Origin of the sequence: Streptomyces sp. NPDC058221 (genome assembly GCF_042882365.1) — a bacterium.
Classification (GTDB): domain Bacteria; phylum Actinomycetota; class Actinomycetes; order Streptomycetales; family Streptomycetaceae; genus Streptomyces.
Genome location: NZ_JBHVWF010000034.1, coordinates 35529 through 48609, shown reverse-complemented (window position 1 = coordinate 48609; position 13081 = coordinate 35529). Strand labels below are relative to the sequence as shown.

Below are 13081 nucleotides of genomic sequence, written 5' to 3'. Positions count from 1 at the left end.
TGCTTCAACGATCATGCGGGTATGCATGGCGGCTGGTTCTACGAAAGGGGCCGCCATCATGGGCGTTGTCAGCACTCCCACGCACGACCGAAGGGCTTCCGCCTCCCTTTTCTCCCGTCTGCGGACGGCAGCAGGGCAGGCCGATCCCTTCCCCATCTACGAGGAACTGCTGTCGAGGGGCGAGGTCAGCCCCGCCCCCTGGGGCGGCTCGCTCGTCACCGGCTTCGCCGTGTGCGACCAGGTGCTGCGCAGCCGTGACTGGCTGGAGCCCGACAAGCGGTGGCGCGACAGACAGGGGCCGGGCACCCGCTGGAACGCCTCCTCGTCACGGGAGATGAGCAACACGCTCGCCGCACTCAACCCGCCGGACCACACCCGGGCCCGTCGTGCGGCCGGTACGTTCGACCGGTCCACCGTGGAGCGGATCAGCCGGACGGTGAGCACGACGACGGACCGGCTCCTGGACGCCCTGTCGGAGCAGTTGCGCGACGGGGAGGCCGACTTCGCGGCGCTGGTCGGCGAGGAACTGCCGGTCGCCACCATCGGCGGCTGGCTCGGCCTGCCGGCCGCCGACTGGCCCCGGCTGCGGCAGCTGACCCACGATCAGGTCTTCACCCAGGAACTGCTGCCATCGGCAAGCCAGCTGGCCGCGTCCGACGCGGCCACGGCCGAACTGCGCGCCTATTTCATGGACCTGGTGAGCGACCGGCGTGCCCGTCCCGGCGAGGACCCTGTCTCCCGCTGGATACAGACGTGGGACGCGCTGGAACCCGACCCGGACAAGGCCGACGAATCGGTGTACTACCTGGCCCTGTTCGTCCTCCTGGCCGCCCTGGAGACCACCTCGCAGCTCCTGACGACCATGGCCCTTCTGCTCGTCGAGCGTCCGGAACGCTGGGGCCTGGTCGCCGACCGCCCCGATCTGGTGCCCGGGTTCGTGGAGGAGACGCTGCGCTACGACCCGCCCACCCACGTCATCAGCCGGGTCGCCGCAGCCGACTGCGTCCTGGCAGGAAGGGAGATACGCAAGGACGAGATGGTCCACCTCATGGTGGGAGCGGCCCACCGCGACCCGGCCCGGCACAGCGACCCCGGCCGGTTCGACCCCCGCCGCAAACCGGCCCACCTCGCCTTCAGCGGAGGCATCCACTACTGCCTCGGCGCACCGCTGGCCCGGCTGGAGGCCCAGATACTTCTCAGTCAACTCGTTCGGCGCCTCCCCCGGCTCACCCTCGTACGCCGCCCCTCGATGGCGCCCCGGGTGGCCTTCCGGCGCCTGCTGAACTTGGATGTCGCCCTCGCATGACCGAAACGACCCGCTCTCTCCCCAGACCGTCCGGCAAGGCGATACGCGTCGAGCAGGACGGGCCAGTGCTCCACGTCGGGCTCAACCCCTGGGAGCAGGACGACGTACTGGACATCGCCGTCCTGGACGAACTCCTCCTTCTGCTCGACGATCTCCACGAACGCCCGGACATCCGAGTCCTGGTCCTGTCGTCCCTGGGCGCGGACTTCTGTCTGGGCGCCGACCGCAACGAGTACCGGGCGGCGCTCACCGCCGATCCGACCGGAGCCGGTCTGCGGCGCATCGCGGACAAGGCCCAGCGACTGTGCCAGGCGCTGGAGAACTCCCACGCCGTCACGATCGCCCGCCTCCACGGCCGGGTGGTCGGGGCCGGTCTCGCCCTCGCCTCGTTCTGTGATCTGCGCGCCGGCGCGGACACCTGCCGCTTCCGGATGCCCGAGGTCGGCGTCGGACTCCCGCCCGCCTGGGGCGGAGCCATGGGCCGGCTGGTCTCCGAGGCCGGCGCAGCCAGGATCCGCGAGCTCATGCTCACCTGTGACGTCTTCGACGCGCCCACCGCCCACCGACTCGGCCTCCTCCACCGAACCGCCCCACTCGACCGGCTGGACGACGTCATCGGTGCCTGGACGAAACCCCTCGTCCGCCGCGCCCCCGAGGCCCTGGTCCTGACCAAACGCATGCTGACGGGCTACTCCCGCGCCGACCGGACGGCGGATACCTCCCTGCTCGACTCCCACCTGCTCACGGCACACATCAACCAGCAACGAGGCCCGGACCCGACGGGCACCCGGTAGGCCGGCTGCCCGACGGCCGGCCGGGCGGGAGCCGCCCCGCCCCCGATGCATGCCCCGCGCCCCGTACGAACCGCACCCATGCGGTTGGTACGGGGCGCGAGGTGTCGCGCTTCCGATGCACGCAAACAGGCATCGAGGTCGGCCGGGCTGTCGTGCTGACGTAACCATCGGCGATGCCCCGAGCCGCCAAAATTGTCCGACAATTATTACCGGGGATGCAATACCGGCCCCCGAACGACACAAGTAGTGCGCAGGGCGAACCTGATACGCACAGCAGATATGCATGTTTCTGCTGCAGGCATCTTGCCGGTACGGAGTACGAGGGCTACGTTTCAAGCACTTCTTGTCAGACAATTTCAAGATGTACGCGCTCAGTCCAGCGTGTCGGCAGGCAAGCCCGGTCCCGCGGTGGGCAAGGCATCCGAAAACCCACCGACAGGCGAAGCGGCGGCGCCCGCCCCCGCCGCGGCGCCGCTCCGCAGGCGCGTCGATCCCACATGCGTCCGCACGGCGGCGCCGGCCGCCACCGGCCCATCCAATGATCGGGAGACCCGAATGAACGACGTGCCAGACAGCCACCACACCGGCTCCCCGGACCCGGCGCTGCGCCGACGGGACTTCCTCGGCCGTACCGCGGGCGTCGCCGCGGGCGCCGCCCTGCTCAACGCCGTCGGCACGCAGCCCTCGTCCGCCGCGGAGTCGTCCGGGAAGCCGCTCGGGGACAGGCCGGTACGGACCGCGTCCGGCCTCGTCGCCGGTGTGCCCGCCGCGGCATCCGGAGTCACCGTCTTCAAGGGAATCCCGTACGCCTCCTCCACCGCCGGCAGGAACCGGTGGCGCCCGCCGCAGCCTGCACCCTCCTGGACAGGCATCCGTCAGGCCGACACGTTCGGCGACGCACCCCCGCAGGCGTCGAGCACCCTCCCGATGAGCGAGGACTGCCTCAACCTCAACATCTGGACCGGTGCCAGGAGCAGCGCCGAGCGGCGCCCGGTGTACGTATGGCTCTACGGAGGCGGGTTCTCCGCGGGCAGCGGCTCCGACCCCAGCTTCGACGGCTCGGTCCTGGCGAGCAAGGGCATCGTCGTGGTGACCATCAACTACCGCCTCGGCGCCCTGGGTTTCCTGGCCACCCCCGAGCTGAGCGAGGAGTCCCGGCAGGGCGTCTCGGGCAACTACGGCCTGCTCGACCAGATCGCGGCCCTGAAGTGGGTCCGGCGCAACATCACGGCGTTCGGCGGCGATCCGCGCCAGGTCACCGTCGGAGGCCAGTCCGCCGGCGCCGGCTCCACGGACATGCTGTCCATGTCCCCGCTCGCCACCGGGCTCTTCCGGCGCTCCGTCGCCGAGAGCCAGGTCCGCTGCCCGAGCGACCCCGAACTGCGCTACCTCGGCGTGTCGCTCCGCACGATGGACACCGCCCTCCAGCAGGGTCCCGCCTACGGTGCGACGAAGGGCGCGGCCACACTGAAGCAGCTGCGCGCCCTGCCGTGGCAGGAGTTCACGGACGGCGCGTCGCTCAAGGACGAGACCGTCGACGCCAAGTCGGTGGCGAAGCCCCCGCTCTTCAGGCCCGTCGTCGACGGCTGGGTGCTGCCCGCCGGCTACCGGGACACCTACGACGCCCGCGCGCAGAACGACGTCTGGTACCTGGCCGGCAACAATCTGGACGAGAGCGGTGCCGTGCCCGAGACCGCCTTCGAGTACTGGCGGCAGGCAGGCTACCCGGACCGCCCCGGCGCCCCTCCGGTCCACGTCACCCTGGACGACTATGTGAGCGCCGCGCGACGGAAGTTCGACGCGATGGCCGAGGAGTTCCTGCGCCTCTACCCGGCGGGCACGGACGACGAGGCGGCCCTCGCCGGCAACGACGCTGTCCGCGACAGCTCCCGGGCCTCGACGTACCTGTGGGGCACCGAGTGGACCAAGGGCGTCGGCCGCCCGGTGTACACCTATTTCTGGACGCACCGCCCGCCGGGCCCCGATCATGACATCCGGGGCGCGTACCACGGCTCCGAGATCGTCTACTTCTTCGGCAACCTCAACCCGGACACCCAGGAGTGGACCGGCCAGGACCGCAGGATCGCCGACACCATGTCCTCCTACCTGGCGAACTACATCGCCACCGGCAACCCCAACGGCCCCGGTCTGCCCATGTGGCCGGCCTACAGCCCCGGCTCACCGACCGTGATGGAGGTCGGCGAGCACTACGGGCCGATGCCGGTGGCCTCCCCGGAGAAGCTCCGCTTCTGGAAGCGGTACTTCGCGACGCAGGACGCCTGGTAGGGCATCCGGGCGGGCGCCCGCATCCCGGCTCAGGCGTCAGGTGTTCCGTGGATGGACCGCCGTGACGGCGAACGGAGTGGCCATGACCGGTCCGCGCAGACCGTAGGAAGAGGTGCGCGTGCTGGACCTGTTGTAGTGCGTGACGGCGTTGCGCAGCGTCGTCCTCACGACCACCTTGACCTCGTTGCCGCCGGCCTCGATGTGGCCGGTGATGTCCCAGGGGATGTCGGAGACGATCTGTGTGCCCACCCGTACGCCGTTGACGTGGATCTCTGCCGTGCCGTCCACGGTGCCGAGATCCAGGCGGACCCCTCGTCCCCGGCCGATCCAGGCGTCCGGGACGGTGAGGGTGCCGGTGTACGTACCGACTCCGGACGCGCCAGCGAGCTGCTCGCGGTCGCGCCAGTCCCAGAGGGGAAAGGTGCCGGGCAGGGTGGCGATGTCGATCCTCTTCGGTCCGTCGGGCGTCTCGGCCTCCACGGAAAGACCCCACGTGAACGGTCCTTGTCGCGCGGCGTCCTTGCGGGCCGGCTGCGCCGTCACCGTCGTACGACGGCCGTTGCTCAGGGTGAAGGTGCGGCTTCCGGCATCCGCGGTGTGCAGCTCGATCCTGCCGCCGGCCACGACCAGGTCGTCGTGGACGGTGTCGGTGTCGGTGACGTGCACCGGGACCGGGCCGCGGGAGTCGACCGCCAGCACCCGGGTCTCCTGGGCGCGCAGCCGGACGGGCACGAGGGTGCGCCCGTGCTCGAACGCGTACTGGGCGCACGCTTCGACACCGCCGTCCCACAGGTCCATCACGGACACCGCACCGGTGCCCTCGATGGCGGGCGTGAACTCCACCACGTCGTTCGTCGGGTTGTAGAGGAACACGTACCGCACGCCGTGGGAGTACCGGAGCTGCGTGAGGACGTGAGCGCCGCTCCACGACACGCGTGGAAGCACCTTCGCCCCGCGCAGGGCCTGCAGGGCATCCGCCTGTGTGTCCGCCCGGACCGCGTGACGGCTGCGCAGGGTTCGCGCGATGGAGTCCGTCACCTGCCTGTCGGCGTTGCGGCCTGCCCGGTAGGCCGTGTCGCGCCGCGGGGGTTCGCCGACGAAGACGACGGTCACACCTGCCTCGACGGCCCGCTCGACGGCCCGGGCCGCCTCGACGGGGAGGGCGCGTTCGTCCACGATCAACGCCCGGTACTGCGGCCCGGACGGGCACAGCACCCCTTTGCCCACGGCGCCCTTCTCCGCGAGTCCTACCGGATCGATGTACTGCACGGAGTACCCGTCGCGTTCGAGCGCGAGCGTGTCGAACAGGGCGGCCGGCTGGGTGCCTTCGTCCGAGGACAGGCGTGCCGCGGTGGTCAGGAATCCGTCGCGGTAGACCGCGACGTCGCAGCGGGGAGACCCGGACTCCAGGATCAGGCCGCCGCGCGCCCAGTACTCGGTGGTCCGGGCGAGGGCCGGCCACTGCGGGTTGTGACGGTCGTTGAAGCTGTCCAGGTTGTCGCCGAAGCGGTACTTGCCGGGCCAGGCGGCGCCGGTGCTCATGTACTGGAAGCCGTGCAGGAAGGGCTGGGTGATCCCGGCGGCCCACTCCTTGTCGATCATCGCCTTGTAGTCGCCGGGGCCGACCTGGTGGCACTGTTCCGGCTGGGCGCCCAACTCGGTCGACACCCGCACGGCTCCGCCCTGGTGGGCTCCCCCGACCACGGCTCGCTGCCAGTCCAGGGCGTAGCGCCATCCGTAGAAGCGGATGTCCGTGGGGAAGCGGTCGCCGGAGTTGTACGACTCCCCCTCCACCCGGCCGCCCATGCGCGCCAGTTCACGATTGCTGCGGATCGGCTCCAGGTCCTGCCCGTAGGCCGCCTGCGACTTGTACGCCATCCCGTAGCCCCGCGCCCACTCCTGGAAGGGTTTGAGGTGGTTCTCGATGTACAGGTCGGTCAGCAGACGGTAGTAGTCGGCGCGGACCTTGGACGCCTGCCCGTCGGACGACTCGAAGTCGGCACGCGGCGGCTCGGTGGGAATCCAGTACCGGCTCATGCCGTGCTGGAACGCCAACGGCAGGAAGGGTACGAGGTCGTAGCCGCGCCGCTTCTTGAACTCCTCGACGAACGCAGGCGCCCAGAACAGGGAGTCCGCGTTCAGTTCGAGGGAGTCCTCGAAGAAGTCGCCGCCGCAGCGCTTCAACGCGTCGACGTTGTCCTTGCCGACCTGGTGCTCGTCGAGGTACTCCGTGGCTTTGCGCGCTGCCTCGGCGTCGAAGACGCTGGTCACGGCGCGCTCACCGTCGCGACGCCAGAATCCGAAGACGATCCAGTCACCTGCTTGCGGGGCCTGCCAGGTCAGCTTCCCGTCGACCACCGCGTCGGTCACATCCAGCAGTGAACCTGCCTTCAGGACGGTGGACTCGGACGGGATCCTGATGGGCGTGCCGTACGGCGGACGCTCGTTCTCGGGCAGCAGCTCGGCCGCCGGACCGCGTTGGGTCACCTGCGCCACCGTGGCGGCGACCAGGGTGGCCTTCCGCTCCCTGTCCGGGTCGTCGAAGGGCCAGGGCACCTCGCCCGAGAAGCGGCCGTCCTTGACGTCCGCCCGCCCGTACTGGAGCTCCTGCTGCGCATAGCCGGACCCGGAGCCCGTGTTCGGTGTCTGGACGGGCCAGTTCGCGCCCATCGTCATGCTGACCCGCATACCGAGCGGGGCCGCTGCGTCGAGGACGGCGCGCAGGTTCTTGCGCTGGTCCTCGTTGGCCCAGGAGTCCGAGGAGTAGGCGATCTCGACCTCGCCGAAGCCGGCCTCGGCGATGGCGGTGACCTCCCGCACGCTCTCCTCGACCGACAGGGGCGCCGCCCACCACCAGCGCACCGCGGGCCGGTATCGGGCGCCCGGGGACCTGAACGCCGCACCGGACACGGGTGCGGGCAGACCTGCGGCATGGGCCGCCTCCACCCGCTCGGCCCGCGCGACCGACGCGGCCGACGCACGCTCCGCCGCGCGGGCCCGGTCCGCACCGGACGCTGCCATGGCGGCGGTGGTGGCGGTCGCGGCGCCGGCCGCGAACAACGATCTGCGGGACAGCATGGCCACGTGCCTCGGCTCCTTCGCGTCGGCGTCGGGGCATACGTCACCCACGAAGCGACTGATACGTTTCATTGCAGAGGCGACGCTACCGACATGCCTCCCGCAAGCCCATAGCCTTGCAGGCATTCAAATTTCGGCGATTCCGATTGAACGATTCAACACCTGAGGCCGGGCAGGGGCCGCCGCCACCCCGGGGGCGGCGGCCCGGGGCTACTCGTCGGCCGGAGCACAGGAGGACACACCGCTCCGCTGGGGACGGCCGATGGTCACCGCGCCCCGGAAGCGGTCCGGCGCGAGGACCGACATCGTGTCCAGCGACGCGTCGGGGACCGGCAGGAGGTGGGCGTCGACCCAGGTGTCCCCTGTCTCCGCGTTGGCCCAGGGGTCCTCGATCACGACAGCGCCCGGTATCACGCCGTGGCAGAGCACCCAGTGCGGCACGTCGAACCCTTGCATCCCGGCGAGCGAGAGCAGGAGCAGCACATGCTCCCGTCGGCCGACGGCGTCCCGGATCGCGGTCATGGAGAGGTGGCCCGGGTCGACCGGGACACCGGCCCGTCCGGCGTCCGAACGTGACGCGCGCTGCAGCAGGGCGCGCCACTCCTGCTCCTTCTCCGGGTAGTGGTCGAGCATGACGGGCCGGTCCGTGTCGAGGTGGACCGTGACAGGGGACGACGGCCAGGCGCGGCGCACGGCAACTCCCAGTCCGACGGGCTCGCATGCGGGGAAGTTGGTCGCGTCGCGCCACAGTGTCAGCTCCGCCCGGCGGCCGAGCCCCTCCCGCGGCAGCGTCCCCCCGTGCGCCTGCGCGACCAGGGCGGTGACGGCACCGCACGTGAAGTGCGTGGTCTGCCCGTAGTACGGGGGGTCGGTCACGACACCGTCGCCGAGCCAGCGGACGTAACCCGCCGCCGGTCCGTCCGCACCCTCCGACCGCATGAGCGGAGGACTCAGGGGAGCGAAGCCGGCGGCAGCGGCGTCCTCGGGGCTCGCCGTCCAGCCTTCCCACTTGACCTGCGCGAGCTCTTGGCGGCGTGCGTGGGCGACGACGGCCGCGACGGCTGCCGGCACGTCGCCGAGCGCGTCGACGATCTTCAGATAGGCCGTGTCCGGGCGTGCCGTCACGAGCGCGGCAGCGGTCCAGTCCTCGCCGTCGTCACCCGGGACCGCCACGACGTGAGGAGCGTGGGCGGAGCGGTCGACCGCCTGCCACCGCTCCGGCACCTCGTGGCCTCCGAGCCGGCTCAGCAGGGTCTGCGAGAGAGCGGGCTCGAAGGGGACGACGACGCTCTTCACGGGCGGTTCCTGCTGGGACGGCATTCCGGTGCTCCTGACGGGACGGAGAAGGGGGGAGGGAGGCCGGTCGGCGCGGTTGCGCTGCCGCCGGGCGTCATGCGCGGGACTGCCGGAGTACCCAGACGAAGTACGGGGCTCCGACCAGGGCGATCATGAGGCCCGCCGGCACCTGGGACGGTGCGACGACCGTGCGGCCGAGGGCATCGGCCACGCAGACCAGCAGTCCGCCGAGCAGCATCGAGACCGGGATCGACCGCCCGTGCCGGGCGCCCACCAGCGACCGGGCGAGGTGCGGGGCGACGAGCCCCACGAAGCCGACGACGCCGACGGCGATCACGCTGAGTGCCGCGAGTACTGCGGCGATGGTCAGGGCCGCGAACCGTACGCGTACCGGCCTGACGCCGACGATGCGTGGGGTGTCCTCGTCGACGGCGAGAAGGTCGAGCCGGTCGCGCATGGCGAGCAGCACGGGGAGCGCGAGCGCCAGGGCCACCGCGACCGGCACGACGTCGGAGAACGTGCGCCCGTAGGTCGTACCGGAGAGCCAGGTGAAGATCCGGGGCGTGTTCCACGGGTCGGCACGCAGCAGGAGGAACGTGGTGATGGAGCTCAGGCCGTACCCGCAGCCGATGCCGATCAGTACGAAACGGTCGGGCAGGAAGCCGCCGCGCCAGGACAGCAGGGCGATCAGCCCGAACGTGGCGAGTCCCGTCACGACTGCGGCCACGATGAGCAGGGGCCGTCCACCGGACAGACCCGACGTGACGATGGCCACGGCGCCCAGGCCGGCGCCCGCCGTGATGCCCAGCACGCCCGGTTCCGCCAGCGGATTGCGCACCGCGCCCTGTACGACACATCCGGCCAGTCCGAGTGCCGCACCTGCCACGATCGCGGCGGTCACACGCGGGACCCGGTCGTCGAGCGCCTGCCCGATCAGGTCGGGGGCGGCGCCCTGCACCCAGAGCGCGAGGTCCCCCGTCCGCAGCCAGAGGCTGCCCGCCAGGACCGCCGCGACGGCTGCCACGACCAGGAGCGCCACCGCGCCGGCCACGACGAGGAGGAACGCGCGGCGCGAGCGTGCGGCGACCCTCGCGTGCGGGGGCTGCCTGAGCCGGCCCGTGTCGCGGAGGCGGAGCGCGAGGACCACGATCACGACGGAGCCGAGCAGCGCGGTCGGCACGCCGGTGGGAATGGAAGCGGCCCCGTTCGCACCCTGCACCGCGCGCAGCGTCGCGTCCGCGAGCAGGATGAGCGGCGCGCCGAGCAGCCCGGCGGCGGGCACCAGGAAGAGGTGCCCGCGCAGGGCCCGGATCCGGCCCGCGAGCAGCCGGGCCAGTACGGGTGCGCCGAGGCCGACGAAGGCGATCGGGCCCGCGAGTGTCACCGCCGTGCTGGACAGCACCACCGCGCAGACCACGGCGATCACCCGGGTCGACCGGATCGGCACGCCGAGGGTGGAGGCGGCGTCGTCGCCGAGGTTCATCACGTCGAGCCGCCGGGACAGCGCCAGGGCGACGCACAGCACCACGGCCACGACCGGGAAGGCGCGGACCGAGGCGTCGATGTTCATCTGGGCGAGCGAACCGCTCCCCCAGGCGAACAGACCGGTCGTGTTCTGCTTGAAGAGGATGAGGACCATCGCGGTCGCCGAGTCCAGGGCCATGGCGATCGCCGACCCGGCGAGGATGAGGCGGGTACCCGAGGTACCCGCGGCCCGGCCCGCGAGGCCCAGTACGAGCGCCGCCGCTGCCAGGCCGCCGGCGAAGGCCACCACGCCCGATGCCCAGAACGGGACGGTGAGACCGAAGGCGGCGACGGCCGAGAGCGTGAAGTAGGCACCGGCCGACACCGCGAGGGTGTCGGGTGAGGCGAGCGTGTTGTGCGTGACGGACTGCAGCAGCGCACCGGCCGCGCCGAGCGCGAGGCCCACGGCCACGCCCGCGAACAGGCGCGGCAGCCGCGAGCCGGTGAGGATCTCGCCGACGGGCGGTCCGCCGGTGTTCTCCCGGTCCCCGGCGAGGTACCGCACCAGATCGCCGACGCCGACGCCCGAAGTCCCCTGTGTCAGGTGCCACATGCCCACCAGGACGGTCAGGACGAGAAGGACTGCCAGGACGGCCACCCCGGCGGGACCGCTGCCGCGCCCGTCGCGCGGCAGCGCTTCCACCGGGGACGCCGAAGTCTGCGTGGCGCTCACTTCTTGTCGAGTACGTCGGCGTAGGCGTCGATCGCCTGCTCGCAGGAGAGCGGGCCGCCGGCGCCCCACACGCCCGACGGGAAGGCGTGGGCGCGTCCTTCCTTCACGGCCGGGATGGTCTTCCAGAGCGGGTTCTTCTCCAGCGCGGCGACGTACCCGCCGGCCCCTTCGTCGTTGGCGTAGAAGAAGTTGGCGTCCCCCACCGCGGTGAGTCCCTCGACATCGGTCTGCGCGAGACCGTAGGAGGGGTCGACGCCTCCGTCACCGTGGGCCTTGTTGACGTCGTCGGTCCACACGGGCTTCATGCCGAGCTCTTCGCCGATCTCGGTGAACAGGGCGCCCTTGCCGTAGGGGCGGACGGTGAGGTTGCCTCCCTCCAGCCATCCGTCGAAGAACAGGAAGTCCTTGGTCGGCAGATCGGCGTCGGTGACCCGCTTCTTCGCCGTCGCGAGGTGGTCGTCGAACGCGTTGAGCACCTGGTCGGCCCGCTCGGTGCGCCCTGTCGCCTTGCCGATCATGCTGAACACGTTCTTCATGTTCCCGATCGGGTCCTTCGGGTCCGCCCCCAGCGTGGCCATCACGGGGACGCCGCGCTTCTCCAGCTTCGTGAGGGTCTCGTCGTCGGCCTTGAACGCCTCCACGACGATGAGGTCGGGCTTGGCCGCGTAGAGGGTGTCGAGGTCGGGCTCCTCACGGGTGCCGATGTCGGTCACCCCGCCGGGCAGCTTCTCGGCGCTGACCCAGGTGCTGTATCCCTTCGCGTCGGAGACCGCGGCAGGGGTGACGCACAGGGTCAGCGCGTCCTCGACCTGCTGCCATTCCAGGACCGCGATCCGCTTGGCGGGCTTGTCCAGCTTCACCTGCCGGCCGACGCCGTCCTTGAAGGAGACCGGTTTCGTGGAGGTGGTCGTGGTGTCCTGGGCGCAGCTCGCCGACGCGGGCGAAGCGCCGGCACTGCTGTCGGCGGCGTCGGCCTTGTCGACGGAGGTCGTGCCGCAGGCCGTTGCGGCGAGGACTATGAGCCCTGCGGAGGCTGACGCCGCCAGGCGATGGGCACGGTTCATGAACGGTCCTCTTTCTTGCGATGACGCGATGACGCGATGAGTCGAGTGAGTTGCCGCAGGGGACGTGCCGCCTCGGGCGGGGTGGCATCCGGCCGCTGCAGATGGGGGTGGCTCCGGCCGCCTCAGCCGGGGTGGCGTCCGATCGGGTCGATGCGGAGACGGCCCGTTCGAGGGTCGACGCCGACCTCGACACGGATGTCGTAGACCTCGGCGATGTTCTGCGCGGTGAGGACGTCGGCGGGTGCTCCGGCCGCGTGCACGCGGCCGGAGCGCATCAGGACGAGCGTGTCCGCGACGCGGGAAGCCTGGTCGAGGTCGTGCAGCACGACCCCGACCGCGATGCCGTGCTCCTCGACGAGATCGCGTACCAGGTCGAGCGTCTCGACCTGGTAGCGGAGGTCGAGGTGATTGGTCGGTTCGTCCAGCAGCACGACGCCCGTGTCCTGGGCCAGGCAGGCCGCGAGCCAGACGCGCTGCATCTCCCCGCCGGAGAGTTCACCGACCGGCCGGCCGGCCATGTCCCGCACACCGGTGACCCCCATGGCGCGGTCGACGGCGCTCCGGTCATCGGCGGTCAGTCCGGAGAAGCCGCGCCGGTAGGGGTGGCGTCCGAACGACACGACCTCCGTGACCGTCAGGCCTTGGGGCGCCGGCCTCGACTGGGAGAACAGCGTGACCTCGCGGGCGAAATCGCGGGCGCTGAGCAGGGACGTGTCGCGCTCGGACGGTCCGTCGGGGGTGCCGAGCGTCACCCGGCCGCCCTCCACCCGGTGCAGCCGGGAGAGCGCGCGCAGCAACGTGGACTTCCCGCTGCCGTTCGGCCCCACCAGCGCGGTCGCGCGGCCGGGTTCCAGGGCGAGCGAGACGCCGTGGACGACCGGCTTGCCGCTGTACCGCAGCACGAGGTCGTGCCCGTTGAGGGCGGCCACCGGCGTGGCGGGTCCGGCCGCGGGGCTGCCGGCGTGCCGGAAGGGGGTAGTGAACATCGATGAGTCCGGACGTTCGAAGGGGAGAGGACTGCGGCATCCCTCGTCCGGCCTTCACCTGCCGGGCCGCGACC

At 71.4% G+C, this 13081-nt stretch carries 8 protein-coding genes; 3 read left to right on the top strand and 5 right to left on the bottom strand.

Annotation, left to right across the window (positions count from 1 at the left end; all coding sequences use genetic code 11):
* Positions 1 to 58 precede the first annotated feature (58 nt).
* The 3 genes from ACFVW8_RS14145 to ACFVW8_RS14135 all read left to right on the top strand — a co-directional run bounded on the left by ACFVW8_RS14145 (position 59) and on the right by ACFVW8_RS14135 (position 4386).
* Positions 59 to 1306, top strand: a complete 1248-nt coding sequence (locus ACFVW8_RS14145) for a cytochrome P450 (RefSeq protein WP_389689563.1) — start codon at positions 59 to 61, stop codon at positions 1304 to 1306.
* Positions 1303 to 2100 carry an enoyl-CoA hydratase/isomerase family protein gene (locus ACFVW8_RS14140; protein WP_389689561.1) on the top strand — a complete coding sequence of 266 codons (798 nt, stop codon included), beginning with the start codon at positions 1303 to 1305 and terminating at the stop codon, positions 2098 to 2100. The genes ACFVW8_RS14145 and ACFVW8_RS14140 overlap by 4 nt, the downstream gene beginning before the upstream one ends.
* A 555-nt stretch (positions 2101 to 2655) precedes the next feature.
* Positions 2656 to 4386: a carboxylesterase/lipase family protein gene (locus ACFVW8_RS14135; protein WP_389689559.1), complete on the top strand. Its 1731-nt coding sequence runs from the start codon at positions 2656 to 2658 to the stop codon at positions 4384 to 4386.
* 36 nt (positions 4387 to 4422) lie between these two features.
* Here ACFVW8_RS14135 and ACFVW8_RS14130 read toward each other — a convergent pair whose 3' ends face one another.
* The 5 genes from ACFVW8_RS14130 to ACFVW8_RS14110 all read right to left on the bottom strand — a co-directional run bounded on the left by ACFVW8_RS14130 (position 4423) and on the right by ACFVW8_RS14110 (position 13007).
* Entirely contained in the window at positions 4423 to 7536 is a 3114-nt protein-coding gene (locus tag ACFVW8_RS14130; protein ID WP_389689557.1) for a glycosyl hydrolase, read from the bottom strand.
* A 138-nt stretch (positions 7537 to 7674) separates the two neighbouring features.
* The gene (locus ACFVW8_RS14125; RefSeq protein ID WP_389689555.1) at positions 7675 to 8784 is read right to left on the bottom strand and encodes a peptidase C39 family protein; all 1110 of its coding nucleotides are present in this window, start codon (positions 8782 to 8784) and stop codon (positions 7675 to 7677) included.
* A 70-nt stretch (positions 8785 to 8854) separates the two neighbouring features.
* A complete protein-coding gene (locus ACFVW8_RS14120) occupies positions 8855 to 10957 on the bottom strand; it encodes an iron ABC transporter permease (protein WP_389689553.1) in 2103 nt (700 codons plus the stop codon).
* Complete coding sequence (locus ACFVW8_RS14115; RefSeq protein ID WP_389689551.1) at positions 10954 to 12021, bottom strand: iron-siderophore ABC transporter substrate-binding protein; 1068 nt, start codon at positions 12019 to 12021, stop codon at positions 10954 to 10956. Before ACFVW8_RS14115 ends, ACFVW8_RS14120 begins: the two co-directional genes overlap by 4 nt.
* 122 nt (positions 12022 to 12143) lie before the next feature.
* Positions 12144 to 13007, bottom strand: a complete 864-nt coding sequence (locus ACFVW8_RS14110; RefSeq protein ID WP_389689549.1) for an ABC transporter ATP-binding protein — start codon at positions 13005 to 13007, stop codon at positions 12144 to 12146.
* Between the last annotated feature and the right edge of the window lie 74 nt (positions 13008 to 13081).

Coding starts and splice junctions, on each gene's coding strand:
- ACFVW8_RS14145 (WP_389689563.1), top strand. CDS start 59: ATGGGCGTTGTCAGCACTCCCACGCACGACCGAAGGGCTTCCGCCTCC.
- ACFVW8_RS14140 (WP_389689561.1), top strand. CDS start 1,303: ATGACCGAAACGACCCGCTCTCTCCCCAGACCGTCCGGCAAGGCGATA.
- ACFVW8_RS14135 (WP_389689559.1), top strand. CDS start 2,656: ATGAACGACGTGCCAGACAGCCACCACACCGGCTCCCCGGACCCGGCG.
- ACFVW8_RS14130 (WP_389689557.1), bottom strand. CDS start 7,536: ATGAAACGTATCAGTCGCTTCGTGGGTGACGTATGCCCCGACGCCGAC.
- ACFVW8_RS14125 (WP_389689555.1), bottom strand. CDS start 8,784: ATGCCGTCCCAGCAGGAACCGCCCGTGAAGAGCGTCGTCGTCCCCTTC.
- ACFVW8_RS14115 (WP_389689551.1), bottom strand. CDS start 12,021: ATGAACCGTGCCCATCGCCTGGCGGCGTCAGCCTCCGCAGGGCTCATA.
- ACFVW8_RS14110 (WP_389689549.1), bottom strand. CDS start 13,007: ATGTTCACTACCCCCTTCCGGCACGCCGGCAGCCCCGCGGCCGGACCC.